The 21,309-nt window shown below is 72.1% G+C and carries 24 protein-coding genes; 10 read left to right on the top strand and 14 right to left on the bottom strand.

Features of this window, described 5'->3' with window-relative positions:
- Positions 1 to 36: 36 nt before the first annotated feature.
- Both ACMXN5_RS44035 and ACMXN5_RS44040 read right to left on the bottom strand, forming a co-directional pair.
- A complete protein-coding gene (locus ACMXN5_RS44035) occupies positions 37 to 495 on the bottom strand; it encodes an SRPBCC family protein (RefSeq protein ID WP_439680475.1) in 459 nt (152 codons plus the stop codon).
- A 9-nt stretch (positions 496 to 504) separates the two neighbouring features.
- The gene (locus tag ACMXN5_RS44040) at positions 505 to 1,434 is read right to left on the bottom strand and encodes a helix-turn-helix domain-containing protein (RefSeq protein ID WP_439680476.1); all 930 of its coding nucleotides are present in this window, start codon (positions 1,432 to 1,434) and stop codon (positions 505 to 507) included.
- 126 nt (positions 1,435 to 1,560) lie between these two features.
- On the opposite strand from ACMXN5_RS44040, the gene ACMXN5_RS44045 reads away from it, so the two are divergent.
- Positions 1,561 to 2,442, top strand: a complete 882-nt coding sequence (locus ACMXN5_RS44045; RefSeq protein ID WP_439680477.1) for an NAD(P)H-binding protein — start codon at positions 1,561 to 1,563, stop codon at positions 2,440 to 2,442.
- A gap of 115 nt (positions 2,443 to 2,557) precedes the next feature.
- A complete protein-coding gene (locus tag ACMXN5_RS44050) occupies positions 2,558 to 3,352 on the top strand; it encodes an SDR family NAD(P)-dependent oxidoreductase (RefSeq protein ID WP_439680478.1) in 795 nt (264 codons plus the stop codon).
- Positions 3,353 to 3,576: 224 nt separating this feature from the next.
- Here ACMXN5_RS44050 and ACMXN5_RS44055 read toward each other — a convergent pair whose 3' ends face one another.
- The 4 genes from ACMXN5_RS44055 to ACMXN5_RS44070 form a co-directional block, all read right to left on the bottom strand.
- A complete protein-coding gene (locus tag ACMXN5_RS44055) occupies positions 3,577 to 4,110 on the bottom strand; it encodes a transmembrane transport protein (protein ID WP_439680479.1) in 534 nt (177 codons plus the stop codon).
- Positions 4,107 to 4,700, bottom strand: coding sequence for an RNA polymerase sigma factor (locus ACMXN5_RS44060; protein ID WP_439680480.1), 594 nt, complete (start codon positions 4,698 to 4,700; stop codon positions 4,107 to 4,109). The genes ACMXN5_RS44055 and ACMXN5_RS44060 overlap by 4 nt, the downstream gene beginning before the upstream one ends.
- A 119-nt stretch (positions 4,701 to 4,819) precedes the next feature.
- Complete coding sequence (locus tag ACMXN5_RS44065; protein WP_439680481.1) at positions 4,820 to 5,803, bottom strand: P1 family peptidase; 984 nt, start codon at positions 5,801 to 5,803, stop codon at positions 4,820 to 4,822.
- A gap of 41 nt (positions 5,804 to 5,844) precedes the next feature.
- On the bottom strand, positions 5,845 to 6,780 hold the full coding sequence (locus ACMXN5_RS44070) for a helix-turn-helix domain-containing protein (protein ID WP_439680482.1): 936 nt from the start codon (positions 6,778 to 6,780) through the stop codon (positions 5,845 to 5,847).
- 208 nt (positions 6,781 to 6,988) lie between these two features.
- Between ACMXN5_RS44070 and ACMXN5_RS44075 the strand changes: the two genes are divergently transcribed.
- A complete protein-coding gene (locus ACMXN5_RS44075; protein WP_439680483.1) occupies positions 6,989 to 7,288 on the top strand; it encodes a putative quinol monooxygenase in 300 nt (99 codons plus the stop codon).
- Positions 7,289 to 7,369: 81 nt separating this feature from the next.
- Here ACMXN5_RS44075 and ACMXN5_RS44080 read toward each other — a convergent pair whose 3' ends face one another.
- Positions 7,370 to 7,912, bottom strand: a complete 543-nt coding sequence (locus ACMXN5_RS44080; RefSeq protein ID WP_439680484.1) for a MarR family winged helix-turn-helix transcriptional regulator — start codon at positions 7,910 to 7,912, stop codon at positions 7,370 to 7,372.
- A gap of 159 nt (positions 7,913 to 8,071) precedes the next feature.
- Here ACMXN5_RS44080 and ACMXN5_RS44085 point away from each other — a divergent pair, with 159 nt between their 5' ends.
- Together ACMXN5_RS44085 and ACMXN5_RS44090 are read left to right on the top strand one after the other, a co-directional pair.
- Positions 8,072 to 9,322, top strand: coding sequence for a flavin-dependent oxidoreductase (locus ACMXN5_RS44085; protein WP_439680485.1), 1,251 nt, complete (start codon positions 8,072 to 8,074; stop codon positions 9,320 to 9,322).
- Positions 9,319 to 9,831: a DUF3237 domain-containing protein gene (locus tag ACMXN5_RS44090; protein WP_439680486.1), complete on the top strand. Its 513-nt coding sequence runs from the start codon at positions 9,319 to 9,321 to the stop codon at positions 9,829 to 9,831. The genes ACMXN5_RS44085 and ACMXN5_RS44090 overlap by 4 nt, the downstream gene beginning before the upstream one ends.
- A gap of 54 nt (positions 9,832 to 9,885) precedes the next feature.
- Here ACMXN5_RS44090 and ACMXN5_RS44095 read toward each other — a convergent pair whose 3' ends face one another.
- Positions 9,886 to 10,554, bottom strand: a complete 669-nt coding sequence (locus ACMXN5_RS44095; RefSeq protein ID WP_439680487.1) for an O-methyltransferase — start codon at positions 10,552 to 10,554, stop codon at positions 9,886 to 9,888.
- Positions 10,555 to 10,761: 207 nt separating this feature from the next.
- On the opposite strand from ACMXN5_RS44095, the gene ACMXN5_RS44100 reads away from it, so the two are divergent.
- The gene (locus ACMXN5_RS44100) at positions 10,762 to 11,109 is read left to right on the top strand and encodes a hypothetical protein (RefSeq protein ID WP_395792267.1); all 348 of its coding nucleotides are present in this window, start codon (positions 10,762 to 10,764) and stop codon (positions 11,107 to 11,109) included.
- Positions 11,110 to 11,167: 58 nt separating this feature from the next.
- Here ACMXN5_RS44100 and ACMXN5_RS44105 read toward each other — a convergent pair whose 3' ends face one another.
- Complete coding sequence (locus tag ACMXN5_RS44105; RefSeq protein WP_439680488.1) at positions 11,168 to 12,298, bottom strand: FAD-dependent oxidoreductase; 1,131 nt, start codon at positions 12,296 to 12,298, stop codon at positions 11,168 to 11,170.
- Positions 12,299 to 12,446: 148 nt separating this feature from the next.
- Between ACMXN5_RS44105 and ACMXN5_RS44110 the strand changes: the two genes are divergently transcribed.
- Positions 12,447 to 13,049 (top strand): TetR/AcrR family transcriptional regulator, encoded by a 603-nt coding sequence (locus ACMXN5_RS44110; protein WP_439680489.1) that lies wholly within the window; start codon positions 12,447 to 12,449, stop codon positions 13,047 to 13,049.
- A 165-nt stretch (positions 13,050 to 13,214) separates the two neighbouring features.
- Here the strand turns inward: ACMXN5_RS44110 and ACMXN5_RS44115 are convergent, their stop codons facing one another.
- A complete protein-coding gene (locus ACMXN5_RS44115) occupies positions 13,215 to 13,655 on the bottom strand; it encodes a PPOX class F420-dependent oxidoreductase (RefSeq protein WP_439680490.1) in 441 nt (146 codons plus the stop codon).
- Between the two features lie 326 nt (positions 13,656 to 13,981).
- Here ACMXN5_RS44115 and ACMXN5_RS44120 point away from each other — a divergent pair, with 326 nt between their 5' ends.
- The gene (locus ACMXN5_RS44120; protein ID WP_439680491.1) at positions 13,982 to 14,401 is read left to right on the top strand and encodes a TOBE domain-containing protein; all 420 of its coding nucleotides are present in this window, start codon (positions 13,982 to 13,984) and stop codon (positions 14,399 to 14,401) included.
- Positions 14,402 to 14,449: 48 nt separating this feature from the next.
- On the opposite strand, the gene ACMXN5_RS44125 is transcribed toward ACMXN5_RS44120, so the two are convergent.
- Positions 14,450 to 14,953: an acyl-CoA thioesterase gene (locus tag ACMXN5_RS44125; RefSeq protein ID WP_439680492.1), complete on the bottom strand. Its 504-nt coding sequence runs from the start codon at positions 14,951 to 14,953 to the stop codon at positions 14,450 to 14,452.
- Positions 14,954 to 15,142: 189 nt separating this feature from the next.
- Positions 15,143 to 16,690: an ABC transporter substrate-binding protein gene (locus tag ACMXN5_RS44130; RefSeq protein ID WP_439680493.1), complete on the bottom strand. Its 1,548-nt coding sequence runs from the start codon at positions 16,688 to 16,690 to the stop codon at positions 15,143 to 15,145.
- A 574-nt stretch (positions 16,691 to 17,264) separates the two neighbouring features.
- Between ACMXN5_RS44130 and ACMXN5_RS44135 the strand changes: the two genes are divergently transcribed.
- Complete coding sequence (locus ACMXN5_RS44135; protein WP_439680494.1) at positions 17,265 to 17,777, top strand: DUF6328 family protein; 513 nt, start codon at positions 17,265 to 17,267, stop codon at positions 17,775 to 17,777.
- A 59-nt stretch (positions 17,778 to 17,836) separates the two neighbouring features.
- Here ACMXN5_RS44135 and ACMXN5_RS44140 read toward each other — a convergent pair whose 3' ends face one another.
- A complete protein-coding gene (locus ACMXN5_RS44140) occupies positions 17,837 to 19,078 on the bottom strand; it encodes an MFS transporter (protein ID WP_439680495.1) in 1,242 nt (413 codons plus the stop codon).
- The gene (locus ACMXN5_RS44145; RefSeq protein ID WP_439680496.1) at positions 19,075 to 19,614 is read right to left on the bottom strand and encodes an ArsR/SmtB family transcription factor; all 540 of its coding nucleotides are present in this window, start codon (positions 19,612 to 19,614) and stop codon (positions 19,075 to 19,077) included. The genes ACMXN5_RS44140 and ACMXN5_RS44145 overlap by 4 nt, the downstream gene beginning before the upstream one ends.
- Before the next feature lie 239 nt (positions 19,615 to 19,853).
- On the opposite strand from ACMXN5_RS44145, the gene ACMXN5_RS44150 reads away from it, so the two are divergent.
- The gene (locus ACMXN5_RS44150) at positions 19,854 to 21,290 is read left to right on the top strand and encodes an MFS transporter (RefSeq protein ID WP_439680497.1); all 1,437 of its coding nucleotides are present in this window, start codon (positions 19,854 to 19,856) and stop codon (positions 21,288 to 21,290) included.
- Positions 21,291 to 21,309 lie beyond the last annotated feature (19 nt).

Consider the following 21,309-nt stretch of genomic DNA (forward strand, 5'->3'; position numbering starts at 1 on the left):
CGGTTCGACGCCGTCCGCACCCGGCCGTGTGCGGTTTCAGGAACCGCTGCCGGGCCGGTCCTTGGCGCCGGCGGCGTAGCCGGCCAGGCCGTCGGACATCCGTTGCATGAAGCGGGTCAGATACCACCGCCAGAACGGGCCCGAGAGCGGCAACTTCGGTTCGAAGATCGCCGACCAGGTGATGTCGGTGCCGCCCGAGGGCGTCGGGGTGAGGTCGACGGTGCCGCGAAAGGACCGGAACGGGCCGCCCTCGTTCGTGTAGCGGAAGTGCCGGTCGGCGACCAGCTCGACGATGCGTTCCCGGGCGGCCCCCCGGCCGGTCCGGAAGACCCGGACGTCGCCGACCTGCTGCGGGGCCTCGGGATCGCCGTCGCCCTCGACAGCGGCGGAATCGATCGGAGACCACTCCGGCCAGGTGGAGGCCCGGAGGAGGACCGCGAAGACCGCGTCGGGGCTCGCGGGGGAATGGGAGGTCACGATGTAGGAGTAAGGCACGTCGTCACGCTAGGACGGCGCCGGCGGCTCGGGCCATGCGCCGGATTGCCCACCCGTCGCGGAAATCTTGCGGTACTCCGACGGGCGCACCCCGACATGCGCCAGGAAGGCCGAGGACAGGCTGCCGGGCCCGGCGAAGCCGCAGCGCTCGGCGATCCGCGTGATGGTGAGGTCGGTGCCGTCGAGCAGTCGCCGGGCGTGTTCGATCCGCAGCCGGGTGAGGAACGCGTGCGGGGTCTCGCCCGTGGTTCGGCGGAAGACGCGGATGAAGTGGTAGACGCTCAGGTGCACTTCGGCGGCGAGATCGGCCACCGTGAGGGGATGGGCCAGGCGTTCGCGCATGATCGCGACGGCTCGCCGGACGGCCGAGGGTTCGGGACCGGGGACCCGCTGATCCCGGCCCCGGGCCAGCAGGTGGGTCACCAGGACCGTCGCGGCCGATTCCGCGTAGACGTCGGTCGCGCCCGCGACGGTCGGCAGGGCGCGTACGACCTGTTCGACGAGGGTGTCACCTGCGGCCAGGCCGCCGGCCATGGCCTCGAAGTCCGGCTCGGGTCCGCCCAGTTCGGCGGCCACCCGAAGCACGGTCGCGCGCGGGACGTGTACCTGGACGGTCCGCAGCGGCGGCGTCGCGCGGTAGCTGCGCACGGTCGTCTGACCCGGGAGCATCAGCTCCAGGCGGCCTGGCACCCAGCGACGACGGGTGGGTTTTCCGCCGGCGCGGATCCGCATGTCCGCTTCACCGCTCGTGTAGAGCACGAGATGCAGGTCGGTGACTCCCGGCAGCGGAAAATCCTCCGCCTCCCGCGCGTGCGTGAAGCTCTGGACCAGCAGGGAGCGCCAGCCGGCGTCCTGCCAGCTACAGAAGGTGCGCCGCACGACGCCGTCCATGTCGACGTCGGTATACGGCGCAAGGTCGAAGTCGGACGAGTCGAACACTCCACGATTCTCGCACTCCCCGCCGTGTCGCCGGAGGTGTCCGACCCGTCGGGCCGGGCAGAGGAGAGGTTCGGGCCGTTTCCGGGCCCGCCGGATTCATGGCATATCACCGGCTGAGAGGGCATCATGCGGATCGCTGTCACCACCCCGACCGGGAACGTCGGCCGGCACGTCGTCGCCATGCTGGTCCGCGCCGGACTCCGGCCGCGCGTGCTGCTGCGCGATCCCGGCCGACTGGAGCCCGGGCTGCGCGACCACGTCGATGCGGTACAGGTCGACCAATTCGAGGCCGACACGGTGGTGGCCGCCACCGAGGGCGTCGACGCGCTGTTCTGGGTGGATCCGACCACCGGCGGCGAGGACCCCCTCGCCGACTACGCCCGTGCCACGGACAGTGTGGTCCACGCCGTCACCGACAACCGGATCGGCCGGGTCGTCTTCCAGAGCAGCGTGGGCGCCGAGAAACGGCACGGCGCCGGTGAGATCGACGGCCTCGCGCACACCGAAACCGCCCTGGACAAGCTCGACGTCGACGTCACCCATCTGCGCTGCGGCTACTTCTTCACCAACCTCGAACTACAACTGGACGCCCTGCGTGCGGGCACCCTCGAGGTGATCCTGCCGCTCGACCAACCCATGGCCTGGGTGGCGCCCCGCGACATCGCGGAGGTCGCGGTCACCCGGCTGCTGTCCCCCGACTGGTCCGGGCACCGCGTACGCGCCGTGCACGGGCCGGCCGACCTCACCTGGCGGCAGGTCGGCGACATCCTCACCGCCGCCACGGGTCGGCGGATCGGCGTCGAGCGCATCACCGACGACGCCATGCGCGAGCGGCTCCTCGGGGCCGGGATGACGGACGGACTGGTGGAGGCGGTGCTCGGGATGTCGACCGGGCTTCGGGAGGACTTTGTGCCGGAACAGCCCCGCACGGTCGAGACCACCACCACGACCACCCTCGCCGCCTGGGCCTACGACCACCTCCGGCACCGGATCACCGACGCGGCGTAGGCGAGAAGGTCGCTCTCGACACCCCGGTCGGACCGGACGCGGCGCGTGTCCACATGCCCGACGGGATGATCTACTGGGCCCGGCAGACGGGTTGTTCGGACGAAGGGTTCGCGTCGTGTTGATCGATCTCACCGGGAAGACCGCTCTGGTCACCGGTTCCACGCAGGGCATCGGGGCCGCGATCGCGAAGGGCCTTGCCGGAGCGGGAGCGGAGGTCGCCGTCAACGGACGTACGCCGGAATCGGTCGCGGCGGCCCTGGAGCGGCTGCGCAAGGACGTACCGGAGGGCCGATTCCGGGCTGCGCCCGGGGACATCGCCGAGGACGAGGGAGCGGCGAGGGTGTTCTCCGCCGTCCCGTCGGTGGACATCCTGATCAACAACCTCGGCATCTTCGGGACCCGGCCGGCGTTGGAGATCGACGACGCCGAATGGCGGCGCTACTTCGAGGTCAACGTGCTCACCGCCGTCCGGATGACCCGCGCGTATCTGCCCGGGATGCAGACTCGCGGCTGGGGGCGGATCCAGAACATCGCGAGCGACTCGGCGATCGCCACGCCGGTGGAGATGATCCAGTACGGCATGTCCAAGACGGCGTTGTTGGCGGTCTCGCGCGGCTTCGCCAAGGAGGCGGCGGGGAGCGGTGTCACGGTCAACTCGGTGATCGCCGGCCCCACGCACACCGGCGGAGTCGAGGACTTCGTCTACGAGTTGGTGGATCCCGCCCTGCCGTGGGACCGGGCGCAACGCGAGTTCATGCGCCTGCACCGCCCGCAGTCGCTGATCCAGCGGCTGATCGAACCCGAGGAAATCGCCAACATGGTGGTCTACTTGAGCTCCCCCTTCGCCTCGGCGACCACGGGCGGCGCCCTCCGCGTCGACGGCGGCTACGTCGACGCGATCACCCCCTGAGCCCGATCGGCTGGCCGGATCCCGGAGATCCGGGGAGCGGGCCCCAACTGCCCGCTCCCCGGGAGCCAAAGGTCGGGCCCTACCCGACATCGACCTTCGGCGACCGCGAGAACCGGAATACGATCCGGATCCGGCTCTCGGAGGGTATGACGTTTCGCGGCCCGGGAGTGTGACGGGTCCGCCGAAAAAGACTCCGTTCGGCTTCCGTCGGCATGGATCGACGTCTACCCCGTTCCCTCCCGGAGTTCGTGACGGCGGCGCAGCAGGATGCGGCGGCGGGTGTGGGCGCGGTACAGGAGGCCCGCCGCCAACACGACCAGGGCGGCGCCGGCGAGGCCGGTGGCCAGGGCCGCTCCGGGGCCGCCGCGCGCGGCGGCGAGGGCGGTGCCGCCGACGGTGGTCGCCGTGGTCGCGGCGAGGGCGATCCGGCCGCCCACCACCTCGTCGTGGCCGTACAGCGGTCGGCGGGCGGTCAGCGCCCATGTGCCGAACGCGGCCCAGGCCAGGCCCACCACGATCAGCGCGGCGAACGCGACGCGGGTGCGGGCCGGCAGGGCGTGCGGCTCGGTCGCCCACAGCAGCGCGACGAACGCCGCGCCGCATCCGCCGGCCAGCCCCACCGCGAGGTCGCGCAGGCGCGAACGCAGCGAGGTCTCGCGGGCGATCACCCGGCGCAGATCGGGCGGCAGCGGAACGGATTTCCGGTCGTCGTCCCGGGCGTCCCGGTCGTGGTGGTCGGTGTGGCCGTCGTGGTTCACGGGTGATCGCCCCTTTCGATCAGAATCTCCCGCAGCATGCCGCGTGCGCGCGACAGTCGGCTCTTGACCGTGCCCGCCGGCACGTCGAGCACGGCGGCGCAGGTGGCGAGCGGGAGGTCTTCCAGGTGGAACAGGATCAGCACCTCACGTTCCTTCGGCGGCAGTCCGTCCAGGCCGCTGCGGATCGCCATACGATCCAGCACGCCGTCGGGGAAAATCTCGTCGTCGGCCCGTTCCCCGGCCTCCTCGGCGGCCACCTCCCGGGCGGAATACGTCTGCCGCAGGTGGTTCATGACGGTCCGTCGGCCGATGGTGAACAACCACGGCACGAACCGTTCCGGCTGCCGCAGCCGAGGCAGCCCCCGGAGCACCCCGACCCAGGTCTCCTGGGCAAGGTCGTCGGCGACACCGGCGGATTCGACCATGCCCCGCAGGTACCGCCACAGCGGCCCGTGCCAGCGCTCCGCCAACTCGGTGAACGCCTCCCGCTCACCCAGTTGACACCGAATCACCAACAACTCGTCGCCGGAACCCACATCCGTATCCGCGTCCGCCGCGTCCGCCGTATCCGCATCCGACTCCACGTCCATCCACCCTCCTCACCCCAGCACACACCGAGCGGCTCCCACCGCTCTCGCCGGGTAAGTCGGGCCCTGCCCCGAAAAGGTTCACGCGGCTCGTGAGGTCGATCCGGTGAGATCCGGTGGGATCAGGTCCGGATGAGGTGGCGGGGGAGGGCGTGGGCCTTGCGGCCCGTGGGGGTGGTGATGGTGCGGGCGGCGAGCAGGGCGTCGATCACGGCTTCCTCGACGCAGTCCATGGCGGCGGTGAACAGGGTTTCCAGGTGGGCCTGTTCGAGGTCCGCCGGGGAGCCCTGGGAGGCGGTGGAGAAGGCCAGGCCGTAGTCGCCGTTGCCGCGGCCGAGCGCGGCGCCGACGCGGCGGAGGGCGAATACGCCGCGGGCCGCGATGCGGGACAACTGCCGTGCCGTGCACGGGACATCGACGGCCAGTACGACCACGCAGGAGCTGTCCGGGGCGGCCGGTCCGGCACTCGCCAGGCCCAGGCCGACCGGCGTCACCGATCGCCCGAGGAGGCGCAACTCCCCGTCCATGTCGGCCTGGACGAGTGCGCCCACGGTCGCCGACCGGGTACCGAGCGAGACCCGGCGCGACGCCGACCCGATGCCGGCCTTGAAGCCGAGGGCACACGCCCCCGCGCCGCCGCCGACGCTGCCCAGCTCGACCGGACCGGCGTGCGCGCCCGTCAACGCGGCCGAGACGTGCTCCCGGGTGAGCGGCCGCCGAACCACCGGCGCCGGCCACGCGTCGTCGATCCCGCCGACCACCGGCCCGTCCGGGCGATCCGAAACCCGGCTCGGCGTAGAGGTGAGCAGGATCGGCGTCGCCAACTCGGCCCGCTCCACCATCTGGGTGACCCCGACCGACCTCCCGTGGCCGCTGCCGAGGTACATCCCCGCCGCCAACGACCGGGCCTCCCGCATCGCCGTCGGTACGATCGCGGTCACCCCCGAGCGCACCCCCTCGGCCTCGTCCACGAGCGTCGTATGCCCCACCAGCACGCCCGACACGTCGGTGATCGTGTTGTGCGGACCCGTCGCGAACCGCCCCACCCGGTGCCCCGCGTCCCGGAACCGCAGCGCGCGCACCGGGTCTCGCTCTGCCTCGTTCACGGTCGACCCGGCCTTTCTCGGGGGAACAACAACCCCGATTCTCACCGGCCCCCGGTCGTCGATCTCCGTCGTGGGGTCCGAATTTCACCACGCCGTTTGGGGTCTTCCGCCAAAAGACGCTCGGCGCCCGGGCGCGGACGGTGCGTGACGACGGCGGGCTCGGTCAACAGGCGGAGCGCGAGCGCGGTCTCGGAGCCGGCGGGAGCGCTGTAGATCATCAGGGTCAGGTCGGGGTCGTCCGGAGCGCGCATGGCCACGTAGTCGAGCGCGAGTTCGCCCAGTCGCGGATGCACGAACCGTTTGCGCCCCCGGGTCTTGGCCCGGACGTGGTGGTCCGCCCACAACCGGCGGAAGTCCTCACTGGCGTCGGTGAGTTCGTCGACCAGGGCGGCAAGTCGCGGGTCGTCGGGCCGGCGACCGGCGTCGAGGCGCAGATTGGCGACGGTGTCCCGGGCCTTGGTCTGCCAGTCGGGGTACAGCGTCCTGGCCGCGTGGTCGAGGAATACCAGGCGGGCCATGTTCCGCTGGGCGACCGGGATCGCGGGGAAGTCGGCGATCAGGGCACGGGCCGGTTCGTTCCAGGCCAGGACGTCCAGCCGGTGCCCGATCAGGTAGGCGGGGGCGAGCGTGAGCGCCTCCAGGGCCTGGCGCAGCTCGGGCCCCACCTGTTGCGGCCGATCCGACGACGTGCGGGCGTCGGCGGGCCTGGCCAGATTGTGCAGGTGCGCCCGCTCGTCGACGTCGAGCCGGAGCGCGTCGGCCACCGCGTCCAGAATCTCGGGAGAGACGTTGCGGGCCCGACCCTGTTCCAGACGGGTGTAGTAGTCGACGCTCACCCCGGCCAGTTGGGCCAACTCCTCGCGGCGCAGCCCCGGGACGCGGCGCCGGCCGCCGAACCGGCCCGCCCCCGTGTCGTCCGGATCCAGCCGGGCCCGCCGGGTTTTGAGGAACTCGCTGAGCTGCCGTGCACGATCCATGATCACCAGTCTCCGATACGGCCGTCGGGCGCCGTCGGGCGCCCCGCCGCAGCCTGGTTCCGGCAGACCCAGGCAGGGCCGACCCGGGTCGAACAGGGCTCTGGGTGCCCCCTCGCGGAACCCGCAGGATGGACATCGTCCACCGGCGGAGACCACGCCGCAACGAGGCACCACCAGGCATCGAGACCACGAAAGCAGGAGTCACCCCATGTCGAACACCCTCACCCTCATCGCCACGTTCACCGCCAAGCCCGGCCACGAGCAGCGGTTGCGCGACGAACTCCAGGCGATGATCGCCCCGTCCCTGGCCGAGGAGGGCTGCATCGCCTACCAGCCGTACACCCACCCCACCCGCGCCGACCGTATGGTCATCGTCGAGGAGTGGGTCGACGCGGCAGCCCTGGAACACCACTTCACGCTGCCCCACTTCGCGCACGTCGCGGCCGTCCTCGACGAGATCCTGGCCGAGCCGTTCACGCTGCGCCGCCTCACCGACGTCCCCGCCTGAGGGTGCGCGCGGGCCCGTCCTTCGCACCCTCGCGGGACGAGGGACGGGCGGGGACGCTCTCGCGCCGCCGCGCGGAGCCGTTCAGTCGAGTGCGGGGGCGGTGGGGCGGCCCGTGACCAGGCGGCGCAGCAGGGTGGCGAGCAGGTCGCGGTCCGGCTCGGACAGGGTGGCGAACCAGTCCAGTTCGCGGCGGGAGTGGGCGGCGAACGCCTCGGCGATCGACGCGCGGCCCTGCTCGGTCAGGGCGACCAGGACCGCACGCTTGTCCTCGGCGACGCGCCGGCGCTCGACCAGGCCGTCGCGTTCCAGGGTGTTGATCGCGTTGGTGAGCGCCGAGCGCGACAACACCGACAATTCGGCGAGCCGAGCCGGCTGGGTGGGGCCGAGTATCCACAGCTTGAACATGATGCGAAAGCCCGGCAGGGTCCACCCGCGCGGCCGATGCACGGTGGCCTCGAGGTCGGCGACCAGCAGATACGCCACGTGCAGCAGGTGGTAGCCCAGGTCGAACGCGCCGGGGTCGGTGTCCGGCGCCAGTTCGACGATGCGTTCGCGCGCCTGGTCGGCGTACCGGACGTCCGGCAGTCGGGTCGGCTCGGCGGGGGGTGTCGCGCGCGGCGTCATACGTTCCGTCTCGCTCGGTGGGTGGGGTGGTGCGGGTGTGTCGTGCCCATCCTGCACATGGCGCACATCCTGCCAAGGCTCCTTGCGCAATCCGGTCCTTGCCCCCAGGATGAGCAAAGTTGTTATGGCTGAAACAATCTATTGCTCCGGGAGGCCTTCGTGCGCGTCATCGTCGCCGGGGGAGGAATCGGCGGTCTGACCGCCGCGCTGTCGCTGCACGCGGCGGGAATCACGGACGTCACCGTCCTGGAGGCGGCGGCCGAGATCCGCCCGCTGGGCGTGGGCATCAACGTATTGCCGCACGCCGTACGCGAGTTGACCGAACTCGGCCTGGCCGACCGACTGGCCGCACTGGGCGTGCCGACCGGCGAGCTGGCCTACTTCAACCGATTCGGCCAGGCCATCTGGTCCGAGCCGCGCGGGCTCGGCGCCGGGTATCGCTGGCCGCAGTACTCGGTGCATCGCGGCGGCCTCCAGATGATGCTCCTGGACGCGGTGCGCGAACGCCTGGGCGCCGACGCGGTGCGCACGGGACGGCCGGTCACCTCGTACGAGGACCTGCCGCAGGGGGTGCGCGTGCACACCGCCGCCGGGTCGCTCGACGCCGATGTGCTGATCGCCGCCGACGGGATCCGCTCGGCGATCCGCCGGCAGCTCTTCCCCGGGGAGGGCGCGCCGCCGTGGAACGGCCTCGTGTTGTGGCGCGGCACCACCCGCGCGCCCGCGTTCCGTTCCGGGCGGTCCATGATCATGGCCGGCGACGGGACGGAGAAGTTCGTCGCCTACCCGCTCACGCCCGAGCCGGACGCCGACGGCGATCTCCTGCTGAACTGGATCGCCGAACGCCCGCTCGACACCCCGCCGCCCGCCCCCGGCGACTGGAACCGCAGGGCCGAACCCGCCGACGTATTGCGGCACTTCGGCGAGTGGCGGTTCCCATGGCTGGACATACCCTCGGTGATCGCAGCCGCCGACGCGGTCTACGAGTATCCGATGGTGGACCGCGATCCGCTGCCGCGCTGGACCCATGGCCGGGTCACGCTGCTCGGCGACGCCGCGCACGCGATGTATCCCATCGGGTCCAACGGCGCCTCGCAGGCGGTCCTCGACGCGCGGGTGCTGGCGTGGCGGCTCGCCACGCACCCGATCGACGACGCGCTGGCCGGCTACGAGGCCGACCGCCGACCGGCGACGACCGCCATCCAGCTGGCCAACCGGGACCTGGGGCCGGAGATCGTGATGCGCCTGGTCCACGAACGGGCGCCGCAGGGCTTCACGGACATCGACGACGTGCTCACCCCGGCCGAACGCGAGGACGCGGCGGCCGGCTACAAACGCGTCGCCGGCTTCGACCCGACGCTCCTCAACGAACGCGCGTCGTACACCGTCGACACGGGGAGCCGGCCGTGAACGCGGACCCCTCCGGGGTCGAGCCGGACCCGAACGCGGCGCCCTACCCCTCGCCCTCGCCGAAGCTCAGCTTCCTCGCCCGCTTCCGGGTGGACCTGGACGCCATGCTCGACCTCGGCGCCACCCCCTGGGGCGAGCGCCGGATCATCCCGATCATCGGCGGCTCCTTCGAGGGCCCACGGCTGCGCGGGGACATCCTCCCGGGCGGCGGCGACTGGCAGATCGTGCACCCCGACGGCGCCGCCGAGATCGACACCCGCTACACCCTGCGCACCGACGACGAGGCGCTGATCCACCTGACCACCACCGGACTCCGGTACGGCCCGCCCGAGATCATGGCCCGACTGCGGCGGGGCGAGGACGTGGATCCGCGCAGCTACTACTTCCGGCTCGTCTGCCGCTTCGAGACGGGCGACGCCCGGTACGCCGGGCTCAATCGCACCATCGCCGTCGCGGCGGCGATGCGCAGCGCGAACACCGTCCGGTACGAGGCACACGCGCTGGTGTAACGCGCGTCGGCGCGGTGGGCGGCCACGACCGGGCCCACCGCGCCGAAGCCGTGCTCAGCCCGTGACCACGGCGAGCGCGAACCCGTCCCACCCCTTGTCGCCGACCGTCTGCACGGCGGTGGCGTCGAGCCGGGGATCCTTGGCGAGCAGTTCGAGGGTCGTACGCACACCCTGGGCGCGCACGCCGCCCGCCGCCGGGTCGAGGACGGCGCCGCCCAGTACGACGTTGTCCAGGATGATCACCGCGCCGACCCGGGCCAGCCGCAGGGACCACTCCAGGTAGTGCGGGTAGTTGTCCTTGTCCGCGTCGATGAACACCAGGTCGAACGGCTCGCCGCCCTCGGCATCCAGGATCGGCAGCGTCTCCAGGGCCGGCCCGACCCGGACCTCCACCCGATCGGCCAGGCCCGCCCGCGCGATGTTCGCCCGGGCCACCTCGGCGTGGTGCGGCGAGTATTCGAGCGTGACCAGCCGGCCGTCCTCGGGCAGTGCCCGCGCGAGATGGATGGTGCTGTACCCGCCGAGCGTGCCGATCTCCAGGATGCGCCGAGCCCCCCGGATCCGGGCCAGGAGATGCAGGAGCCTGCCCTGGTGCGCGGTGACCGCGATCGGCGGCAGACCCGCCGCGTCGCTCTCCCGCTGCGCGGCCCGCAACACCTCGTCGTCGGCGCCGAGCAGATCGGTGAAGTATCCGTCCACGGCGCTCCATTGCTGCTGTGACACGAAGCAATTCCTCTCCTCGACCAAGCACGGAACATCCGTGGCCCTCCGACGATGCCGGCCGGATCCCGCCCGGCACAGCCCGAGCCCCGCGCCTGATGGGTGGTCTCCGAAGTTAGAGGGTGTCACGAACATTCTTGACTCTATACTCTTACGAGCGTTATAACTTATAACGAAAGGCAAGCCTGCTAAGTCAACGAGGGGAACGTCATGTCAGCCACCTCCGTCTCGCCCGCCACCACCGACCGGCGCATCCCGCGGGCGGTCACCATCTCCGCCTGGCTGGTCCCCGTCATGGTCCTGGCCCAATTCGCCCTGATCGCCGTCGTTCCGGTCGCCATCGCCCTGATCGGCGCGCTCACCCGGGTCGCCGACCGGTCGGTGCGCGCGGCGGCCGCGCTCGTGGCGGTGGCCTTCGCCGTCCCGCTCACGGTCTGGCTGGTGCGCCCCGACGGCGCCCAGAGCCTGTCCAAGGACATCCATCCCGTATTCGTGGCCCTGCTCGTCGTCGCCTCCGCGGCCCTCGTCGCCGCCATCCACCGCCCCCGCCGGCGCTGAGGCGCCGCACGGCTCCGCGCAGGTCCGGTTCGGCTACCCGGGAGATCGGGTCGCCCGCTCAGGGCCGGTCGTCGTCGGAGTCCTCGGCGGACAGCAGGCCCGCTGCGGCGCCGTCGAGGGCCTCGGCCATCGCGGTGGACCGGGGGAGCATGGTCTTCTCGTACGCCCGGATCGCGTCGGCGACGCAGGCGGCACTCGCGAGCGCGAGGGCGAGTTCGGCGGCGTCGAGCATGGCGAGGTTGACGCCGACGCCCAGCGGGGGCATCAGGTGGGCGGCGTCGCCGAGCAGGGTCACCGTCGGGTGGTGCGCCCAGGTGTGCGGGACCGGGAGCGCGAACAGCGGCCGGTCCACGTAGCGTCCGTCGTTGTCGGTGAGCATGCGCCGCAGGCCGGGCGACCAGTCGGCGTACTCGTCGAGGAGCAGCGCGCGGATGCCCTCGGTGTCCTCGACGGTGCGCCCACTCGCGGCGATCCAGTCGACCGGGACCTGGCGGATGAGGTAGACGCGGATGTGGTCGCCGCTGTTGCGTTGGGCGAACATGGCGCGTTCGCCGTCGGCCGCGGCGGCGCTGCCCCGGCCGACCAGTGCGGCGATCTCGGGGTGCCGCCGCTCGACGTCGGAGAAGTGGGCCTCCAGGAAACCCATCCCGATGTAGGCGGGCACGGCGGGGGAGATCGCCGGGCGCACCCGGGAGAAGGCGCCGTCGGCGCCGATGACCAGATCGGCCTCGACGGTCGTCCCGTCCGCGAAGCGCAACAGCCGGGGCCCGTCGGCGGGTCCGTCGATCGTGTCGAGCGCGTGGCCCCAGCGCACGGTGCCCGGGTGCAGGGACTCCAGGAGCAGTGCGCGCAGGTGGCCGCGGTCGATCTCCGGCTTGAAGAGTTCGTCGGCGGCCGGGATGTGATGGGAGATGATCCGCCCGCTCGGGTCCAGCTTGCGCATCTCCTGGCCCTCCGGACGGGCCAGGGCGAAGAACTCGTCGAGCAGGCCGGCCTCGCGCAGCGCGATCTGGCCGTTGTCGGCGTGCAGATCCAGGCTGCCGCCCTGGTTGCGCGCGTCGGGGCCCGGGTCGCGGTCGTGGACGGTGACCGCGATGCCGTGCCGCTGAAGGATGCGCGCGCAGGTCAGCCCGCCGGGTCCGGCGCCGATGACGCTGATCCGGGCGTGGGCGGGTGCGGGGGAGTTCATGGGGGTTCCTTTCGCCGAGGAGAGGGCTGTCGGCCGAACGGGCACGGAGGCGGGGGGACTCACCCGCCGCCCTCACGAAAGCAAACTAAGTTCAAAAGTGCAATGAGTCAACTTAGGGATCGATGCAACCATCGGATACACTCAACCCATGACCGTCCCCCCTGCCGGCCGCCGCGAACGCAAGAAGGCGGCCACTCGGCAAACGATCGCCGATGCCGCATTGGAACTGTTCCTGGAGCACGGCTACGACCGGGTGAGCATCCGGGACATCGCCGACGCGGCCGATGTGTCCACGACCACGGTGTTCAAGCACTTCAGCGGCAAGGAGGCGCTGGTGTTCGACCAGGAGGAGGACCGGGAGGCGCACCTGGTCGCCGCGGTGCGGGAGCGGCCTGCCGGTCGGGGCATCCTCGATGCCCTCCGGGGGCACGTCCGGGAGAACTTCCTCGCCGTCGTGACCCATCCGCAGGCCGCCGGGTTCAGTCACCTGGTGGACTCGACGCCGGCGCTGCGCGCGTACGCTGAACGTATGTGGACCCGGCACACCGACGCCCTCGGCGCGGCCATCGCCGACGAACTCGGCGTGGACCACGACGACATCGGGTGTCTGGCGCTGGCCCGATTCGTGCTGGAGATCCCGACCCTGGCGCACGGCCGGCAGGATCCCGCGGCCACCGTCGATGCGGTCTTCGACATCCTCGCCCACGGCTGGCCGCCGCCGGGCAACCCGCCTGCTCCCCAAGGGAGTTAGCTCTCCCGGAGCGCGCACGGTCGGCAGAGCGCGTGGCTTGTGCGGGAAGGCGGGATGCCGCTGTTCGGGCTCGGCCGGTCCCGTCCATCCGCACCTCGGCGGTCCCTGTCCCGAATGGGGGAGACAGGGGCCGCCGCCGGGCGTGCCGGCCCGGGAACGGGTCGGCTACTCCGACACGTTCCGGCTGCCGCCCGCCTGGTCGTTGTCCTTGAGCGTGCCCCAGCCGTGCCAGCGGTCGATCCGGATCCAGGCGCTGACCCGGGCCCGTTCCCGCTGCGGGTAGGGCTGCCCGCCATAGTGGCGGGACAACCGGTCGATGTCGGCCAGGTCCTTGTCGTCGCGGATGTCCTCGACGGTGCCGACGATGCTCAGGTGCGTGTACCAGTTGCCCTCGTCGAGCACGGTGAGCGAGACGCGGGGGTCGTTGCGGAGATGATCGAGCCGCTTTCGGCCCTCGTCCAGGTTGATCAGGATGCGGCCGTCGTCCCACAGGTACCAGGTCGCGGTGGAGACGGGTTGGCCGTCGGGCCGGAGCGTGGTCATCACGGCCGGGTTGGGCTTTTGCAGCATCGTGATGGCCTGTTCGGGCAGCGGCGGCTTCGACATGAGTCCTCCTCGTCGCGGGTCCGGCCCGCGGTGGGAATCGCGGCGACGTCGCCGCACCGGACCGCACCGAAACACTACCTCCGACCCGTGTTCCCGCCCGGCCGCGCCGGCGCCGCGTCGCCTACGCGCCCGCACGGAGCCAGTCGCGGTAACGCGTGGCCGCGAGGCGGGCGTCGGGCGTAGGCCCGGCCGGACCGCCGCCCTGGGGGTGGTATCCGGGGTGCGCCCCTCGTGTCTGTCCCGGGATGGTGATTTGTCCCGTTTAGGGTGAGGGTCGCGTGTTCGGGAGATCGGCTTCCGGCGATCAGGGATCCAGGTGTGTCCGCATGTCGCTCAGCATCCGCAACCAGTTCCCGGGCACCACGGTCTCGGTGACCACCGGTGAGGTGATGGCCGCCGTCAAGGTCCGGCTCGGCTCCGGTCGCGAACTCACCGCCGCCGTCACGGTCGACGCGGTGCGCGACCTCGGCCTGGCCGAAGGCAGCGCCGTCCTGGCCCTGATCAAGTCCACCGAGGTCTCGCTCGCCACCGGCGGCGTCGACGGGCTGAGCATCCGCAACCGTATCCCCGGCACGGTCGTCGAGGTCGCCTTCGGCGGTGCGATGGCCGGCGTCAAGGTCGCCGTCGCGGACGGCGAACTGACCGCCGTCGTCACCGTCGAGGCCGCGAGGGACTTGGGCCTGACGGCGGGTACGCCGGTGAGCGCCCTGCTCAAGTCGACCGAGGTCGCCCTCGCCACCGCCTGACCCGAATCGGCGCGGCGGTCGACACACCCGGCCCGACCGCCGCGCCGCTCACGCGGGTCGGCCCTGCCGCCACGGCCCGCCGACGCCGAGCGCGATCCCCCGCATGCCCACCATCCACCGCCGCAACCACCGCAGTTCGCCATCGTCCAACCGGCGGCGCATGCCGTGGTGGTCGCACGCCAGGAACCGGTCGAGGGAGCGCACGTGCACCACGCCCCGGTGCTCGATCCGGGTGGCCAGTGTCATCTCGGACCGGCCCAACCGGGCGACCGTGGTGGCGATACCCACCGGCTCGGCGAGCATCGGCACCGGAACCAGGAACGTGGTGTCGCGCTGGACGACCGACCACCCGACATCCAATACCCGCTCGTCCGGCTGCCCGGCGGCGGCGAGTTCCACCTGCGCGTCCTCGATGTACCGGATCAGCGAGAGGTTGTGCACGCGGCCGAAACGGTCGAGATCCGAGACCCGCGTGCGCCGTTGGGTGCGAAACTCGGGTACCGACGCCGCCGGGGTCGCCCGGGTGGGTGGATGCGTTGCCAGGGTGGTCATGGTCGTGTTCGTCCTTCGTGTTCCGTGCCGAGTACGTCGGCCGTGCCTCCCGGAACGTGCCGGCCGCCGCCACAACGACGCTGCGACCTGCGAACCGTCCCGGGAGACGTGGCGTACGACATCCCAACGACGCGGTCTGCACGAGGTCACGAAGGAGAGACCGCGAATCGGCCGCGCCCGCGCGAGCGGTCAGCGCGCGTCGGCGCGCCGCAGCGTCGTGGGCAGGAAACCGCCGCCGTCGACCTCGAACGCGTAACCCCGGGTGAAGTAGGGGACGTTGCTGTCCATGAAGGTGATCACGTCGATCCGCTTCATCAACTCCTCCTCCGCCGCGGTCCATTCGGCGCAGCCCGAGGTGTCCGGCTTGGCCATCGCGAGCGCCGTCAGGCGCTGGTACTCCGGGTTCTGTACGGACCCGAAGTTGAGGCCCTCGGGCGGCTTGGTCCCGGAGAAGAACGGGAGCATCTGGTCGGGCGTGCTCAGCGACAGCGGCGCCCACGCCACGTCCCACTGGCCGGCCATCAGCGTGGACACCTTCGTCGCGGGCGTGGTCGGTCGGGGGGTGACCTTCACGCCGAACGACTTCCACTGCTTGACCGCCAACTCGGCCGCCGCGACGACCTGGGTGCCCGACAGACCCGGATAGGGCACCTCGATGGACAGTTGCCGGCCGTCCTTGGTCCAGTACCCATCGGACTTGCGCCACCCCGCCGTGCGCAACAGCTCGGCGGCGCCGTCCACATCGTGGGTCGGGAGGTTGGCGGTGACCGAGTCGGTCGGACAGGGCGGGGACATCGCGGTGCCCAGCCGGGTCGGCCGCACCCCCTTGCCGCCGGTGGCGACCGCGCCCAGCTGCCGCAGGTCGATCGCCGTGACCAGCGCCCGGCGCACCCGCGGATCGGCGGTGACCCGGTTCGGATCCTCGTTGAACAACAACTGGCCGAGCGGGTCCTGCATGGCCGTGGACTTGATTCCGGCCGCCGTCAGTCGGGACCGGTCGGGGCCGACCACCGTGGTGACGTCCAACTGGCCGCCCAGGAGCAGATTGGTCCGGGTGGACTCGTTGCCGATCACCTTGAAGACCACCCGGTCCGGGGTGCGGGCGTTGTCCACGCCGTCCGGCCCCCAGGTGTAACCCGGTCGTTTGGTGAAGGTGAAGTGGTCGCCCGGTACGGCCTCGGTCAGCCGGTAGGGACCGGTGCCGTCCGAGGCATGGTCGAGCTTGCCCTGCGCGCGCAGGCCGGAGGGGCACACCAGTTGCAGCGTCGCGGCGTTGCGCAGCAGGAACGGGGTGGGCTCGGGGGTCTTCAGGGTCAGGGTGCCGGCGGCGTCGTCGGCGGAGACGGTGAGGCCGGTGGGCACGATCATGCCGAGCATGGGCGAGGCGTTGGTCGGCTCGGCGACGTACGCGTACTGCGCCGCGATCGCCGACGGGGTCAACGGCGTACCGTCGTCGCACGTCACGCCGCGCTTGAGGGTGAAGCTCGCGGTGGTCGCGTCGGTCGTCCACGTCTCGGCGATACCGGAGACGACGCGCCCGTCGGGCTGGATGTTGACCAGCCCGTCGTAGGAGAAGCGGTTCAGCATGAACGCGCTCGCGTTCAGCGCGGTGAGCGGATTCAGGCCACCGGGGTCGGCAGTGACCCCGACGGTCATCGTGTCGCCGGCACCGGCGTCGCCCCCGTCGCCGCTGCCGCCGCAACCGGCGGCGAGCAGACCCAGGACGAGGGTCCCCACGACCCCTCGCGAGACGCGTCTCATCTCGCGCCTTCCGGGAAACACTCGGTCATCGGGAAAAACTCGGCGCCGGCGTGCCCGGTGCCGCGCATCGCACCCGACTCGGCGGCCGGCGTCCATCGGCTGTCTGCGGGCGGTGTACCCGGCAGTTCGGATCGTCCCGTCACGGGAAACCTCCTCGGAGTGCGGCCTGCGCCGCTGCGGACGATCACGGTAGGCAGTGGCCGGAAACCGGGGGATCGTCGCCGTGCACGAAGAACACCCCCCGATCCTGTGCGAACCACCGACGCCCCGGCCGGCCGCCTCCGGGATTCTCGACACGAAGCCGGAACGGCCCGTTCCGCCGCCGGTCGCACTCGACGCGTGCGCCGTGCCGCGCCCCGGCCCGGCCGGCCCTCCGAGCCGGCGCGCGATCGATCCCGGCGACGAATTCGCGGCCCCGACACGGCAGTTGCCCGCCGGGCGGGATCGAACTCGTGGTCGCGCGGCACGATCCGGCGGTCGAACCCGTGTGCCTTCGCGATGGTCGGGGAAGTCGTCCCCCACGCAAACGCGAGACCGACGAGGGGACAGCATGCGCGAACAGGACGGCCGGAACGAGAGCGCGGACGAGCGGGCCGACCGACGGTGGAACGAACTGCTCCAGGAGGTTCGGGTCGTCCAGACCGGGGCGCAGGTGTTGTTCGGCTTCCTGTTGAGCGTCGTGTTCACCCCCAAGTTCGCCACCCTGAGCGACTTCGACAACGGCCTGTACGTGGCCGCCGTGGTGCTGGGCGCGGCCTCGATGGGGGTCCTGGTGTCCGTGGTCTCGGTGCATCGCGCCGTCGCGGGATTGGGCCGCAAGCCCGGACTGGTCCACGTGGCCAACCGCCTTGTCCCTCTCGGGGTGGGCTTGTTGGCCTGCACCATCGGCTGCTCGTTGCTGCTGCTGTTGCGGGTGGCCACCGGCCCCGTCACCGCGGCCGTGCTCACGTCGGGGGCGGCGATCTGGTTCCTCGGCTGGTGGCTCGTCCTCCCGTTGGCGCTGCGCCTGAGCGAAGCCGGATCCCGGGAAGCGGACGACACGGCCGGCGGGCGCGGGGCCTGACCGGCCGGCCCCGCCGCGCGCGGCCCCACGGCACACCCGGCCGCGACTCGATGACGGGATCACACCTCGACGGGGACGGCGGCGCGCAGTGCCGCCTCGACCCGGCGGTTGTCGGTCATGGACGCGGTGACGGCCGTCATCGTCAGGAGGAGACCGGCGGCGGCGTACAGCGGGGTGCGGACGTCGTAGCCGGTGGCCAGCCACCCGCCGAGGAAGGCGCCGAACGGGGCGGCACACATGCCCAGCATGCGGGAGGTCGAGGCCACCCGGCCCATGAGGTGGGCGGGCACGATCGCCTGCCGGAGGGAGGGGCCGAGCACCATCGTGGCGCCCATGCCCGCGCCGCAGACGGCGAGCGCCAGGCCGGCGAGGTACGGATTCGGCGCGGCGGCCAGGCCCAGGACGGCGAACCCCTCGACGGCGGCCGTGCAGGTCAGCGCGGTGCCGGTGCCGAGTCGTCGGCCGAGGGACGAGGCGATGCCCGCGCCGAGCAGGCCGCCGGTGGCCTCCGCCGTCAGGAGCAGGCCGAAGCCGTAGGTGTCCATGCCGAGGCGGTCGTGCGCGAACAGGGCGAGCACGGTCTCCACCGCGACGAAGGCGATGTTCCCGATCGCCGGGCGGAGCGCGAGCCCGAGCAGCAGTCGGTCCCGGAAGACGTACGAGGCCCCGGCGCGCGCCTGCCGCAGCAGCGACTCGCGGACCTCCGGCTCGGGTCGGGGCATGGCGGGCAGCGTCCGTACGAGCAGCGCGGAGAGCAGGAACGACACCGCGTCGGTGAGCAGCGGCACCGCTCGCCCGAGCGCGAGCAGCGCACTGCCCGCGGGCGGCCCCGCGAAGCCGGACGCGGCGGTCTGGGTGCCGCGCAGGCGGGAGTTGGCGCGCTCCAGGAGCGCGGGGTCGCGGCGGAGCAGCTCCGGCAGATAGGCCGTGGCGGCCGTGTCGAAGAAGAGTCCGCCGAGGCCGAGCAGGAAGGCGACGACCGCGAGCAGCGGAATGCTCAGCACGCCGAGCACGGCCGCCGCCGCGGGTATCGCGAGCAACACCGCGCGCGCCGTGTCCGCGACCCACATCGTGCGCCGGCGGTCCCAGCGGTCCACCAGCGCACCGCCGAGCACCCCGAAGAGCAGCCACGGCAGCGTGCCCGCGGCCGTGACGACGGCCAGCGCCATCGGATCCCGGGTCAATGTCAACGCGAGCAGCGGCAGGGCGGCATGTGACACCCCGTCACCGAGCGAGGACACCGTCTGCGCGGTCCACAACCGGCCGAACCCGGTCGGCAACTTCCCCCTGTCCGAGGTCACTTGGCGTCCCCCTCGGCCCGCTCGCGCGACGCGGGGCGAAACAGCGCGAAGACGAGCGACACGTCGGGCAGCGACGGATCGGACAACTCCCGGTATTCGTCCGCCAGGGCGTTCAGTCGCGCCCCCAGCTCCGCGAACCGCTCCTCGGTGAGCCGCAGATGCGCCATCCGCACATGCCGCTCGCCGGCCGCCGGCGACTCCTCCAGGTCCGCCACCGCGTGCCGCATCAGCACATCCGGCCCGCCCTCGCCCGGGTCCGGCAGCACGATCGACCGCGCGGCCATCGCGTAGTAGCGCTCGGTCACCCCCCGCACCTTCCGGGTCCGGACCACCTTCACCAGGCCGGCCCGCTCCAGCAGCCGCACGTGATAGCTGGAACTGCCTTTCGCGAGGCCGATCCGCTCGGCGATCTGGGTGATCGTCGCCGGCTCGAAGCGGAGCACGGCCATGATTCGGTGACGCGTGAGATTGGAGACGGCGCGCAACTGCTCGTCGGTGGTGACGTGAAACGTCTCGGGAAGATCATCCGTAGGCATGTGAGTAATGGTCAACGTTTCTTGACCATTGGGCAAGAGGTTTTCGTCCGCGATTTCGAACTCGACTCCCGCGTGCGACGTGGTGCCACGTGGTGCGACGTCCGTCACGTGTGCCGGCGTTCCGGAGGAGTTCGTGACAGAACTGATCTGACGGGTCGTCAGGTCAGCTGGCGGCCCCCGGATCCCGGAGTCGCCGCGTGCCGACCGCAGTACCCTCATCCGGCCTTCGTTCCCGTCTGATGGTGCCGACCCTGGCCTTCGGCGGAGTCCTGATGGCGCTCATGCAGACGGTGATCGTGCCGCTGCTGCCCGCACTTCCCGGCGACACCGGGTCCTCGCCGGGCACGGTGAGTTGGATGCTGACCGCGACGCTGCTCTCCGGCGCGGTGCTCAACCCGGTCCTCGGGCGGGCCGGCGACATGTACGGCAGACGCCGCATCCTGGTCGGCGCGCTCGTGGTGATGACGGTGGGCTCGGCGCTGTGCGCGCTGACCACCGACATCGGCGTACTGATCACCGCGCGGGCGCTCCAGGGCACCGCCGCCGCCGTGGTGCCGCTGGCGACCGGCATCCTGCGCGACGAACTGCCGCCGCACCGTGTGGGCTCGGCGGTCGCGCTGATGAGTTCGACCGTGGGCATCGGGGCGGCGGCCGGGCTGCCGCTGGCGTCGATCGTGGTGCAGCACGCGGACTGGCACGTGTTGTTCTGGGTGACCACCGGCCTGGGCGCGCTCGGCGCGGCGCTTTCGTGGTGGGTGCTGCCGCGCTCGTCGGTCCGCACGCCGGGTCGGTTCGACGTGGTCGGCGCGCTGCTGCTGACCACCGGCCTGGTGGGCGTACTGCTCGCGGTGTCCAAGGGCGGCGACTGGGGGTGGACGAGCCCGGCGGTGCTCGGCGTCGGCGCGACCGGCGTACTCGTCCTGCCGCTGTGGGGCCGGCATCAGCTGCGGGTGCGCGAACCGCTCGTGGATCTGCGCCTGGCGGCCCGCCGGACCGTGCTGCTGCCGCATCTGGCGGCGCTGGTGACCGGATTCGCCTTCTACGCCAACTGGCTCGCCACCGTGCAACTGGTCCAGGCGCCCGAGGGCACCGGGTACGGCCTGGGGGCGTCCGCGCTGGTGGCGAGCCTGTGCCTGCTGCCCGGCGGGGTGACGATGGTGGTGATGTCGCCGGTGTCGGCCCGGTTGTCCGCCGCGCGCGGGGCGCGCCTGACGCTGGTGGCGGGGGCCCTGGTGATCGCGGCGGCCTATGTGGTGCGGGTCTTCACCAGTGAGCAGATGTGGACGATCACGGCCGGGGCGACGATGTGTTCGGTCGGGACCGGGCTGGTGTACTCGGCCCTGCCGACCCTGGTGATCCAGGCGGTACCGGCCGCGCAGACGGCGGCGGCGACCGGCCTGAACGTGCTGATGCGCACCATCGGCCAGGCCCTGTGCAGCACCGTGGTCGCCGTCGTGCTGACCACCGTCACCACGACGGTGCCGGCGGGCCCGGGGGACGCGGCGGGCGGCACCTACGCCTCGCTCGACGCGTACCGCATCGTCTTCGCCCTCGCCGCCGCCGCGGCCCTCGCGGCGGCACTCACCGCGGCGGCCATCCCCCACACCGCCACGCCGCCCTGTGCCGGGCCCGGGACGCGCGAGGTCCCCCGTCGCGCGTCCCGAACCCCCTCCTGACCGCCGGTGTCCCGGCCCG

The sequence above is a fragment of the Embleya australiensis genome, assembly GCF_051903075.1.
Taxonomy (GTDB): Bacteria; Actinomycetota; Actinomycetes; order Streptomycetales; family Streptomycetaceae; genus Embleya.

Excerpts from the sequence above, each read along its gene's own strand:
- ACMXN5_RS44045 (WP_439680477.1), top strand. The coding sequence starts at position 1,561 with ATGCGGATCGCTGTCACCACCCCGACCGGGAACGTCGGCCGGCACGTC.
- ACMXN5_RS44060 (WP_439680480.1), bottom strand. The coding sequence starts at position 4,700 with ATGGACGTGGAGTCGGATGCGGATACGGCGGACGCGGCGGACGCGGAT.
- ACMXN5_RS44070 (WP_439680482.1), bottom strand. The coding sequence starts at position 6,780 with ATGGATCGTGCACGGCAGCTCAGCGAGTTCCTCAAAACCCGGCGGGCC.
- ACMXN5_RS44075 (WP_439680483.1), top strand. The coding sequence starts at position 6,989 with ATGTCGAACACCCTCACCCTCATCGCCACGTTCACCGCCAAGCCCGGC.
- ACMXN5_RS44080 (WP_439680484.1), bottom strand. The coding sequence starts at position 7,912 with ATGACGCCGCGCGCGACACCCCCCGCCGAGCCGACCCGACTGCCGGAC.
- ACMXN5_RS44100 (WP_395792267.1), top strand. The coding sequence starts at position 10,762 with ATGTCAGCCACCTCCGTCTCGCCCGCCACCACCGACCGGCGCATCCCG.
- ACMXN5_RS44105 (WP_439680488.1), bottom strand. The coding sequence starts at position 12,298 with ATGAACTCCCCCGCACCCGCCCACGCCCGGATCAGCGTCATCGGCGCC.
- ACMXN5_RS44110 (WP_439680489.1), top strand. The coding sequence starts at position 12,447 with ATGACCGTCCCCCCTGCCGGCCGCCGCGAACGCAAGAAGGCGGCCACT.
- ACMXN5_RS44115 (WP_439680490.1), bottom strand. The coding sequence starts at position 13,655 with ATGTCGAAGCCGCCGCTGCCCGAACAGGCCATCACGATGCTGCAAAAG.
- ACMXN5_RS44120 (WP_439680491.1), top strand. The coding sequence starts at position 13,982 with ATGTCGCTCAGCATCCGCAACCAGTTCCCGGGCACCACGGTCTCGGTG.
- ACMXN5_RS44125 (WP_439680492.1), bottom strand. The coding sequence starts at position 14,953 with ATGACCACCCTGGCAACGCATCCACCCACCCGGGCGACCCCGGCGGCG.
- ACMXN5_RS44135 (WP_439680494.1), top strand. The coding sequence starts at position 17,265 with ATGCGCGAACAGGACGGCCGGAACGAGAGCGCGGACGAGCGGGCCGAC.
- ACMXN5_RS44145 (WP_439680496.1), bottom strand. The coding sequence starts at position 19,614 with ATGCCTACGGATGATCTTCCCGAGACGTTTCACGTCACCACCGACGAG.
- ACMXN5_RS44150 (WP_439680497.1), top strand. The coding sequence starts at position 19,854 with ATGGTGCCGACCCTGGCCTTCGGCGGAGTCCTGATGGCGCTCATGCAG.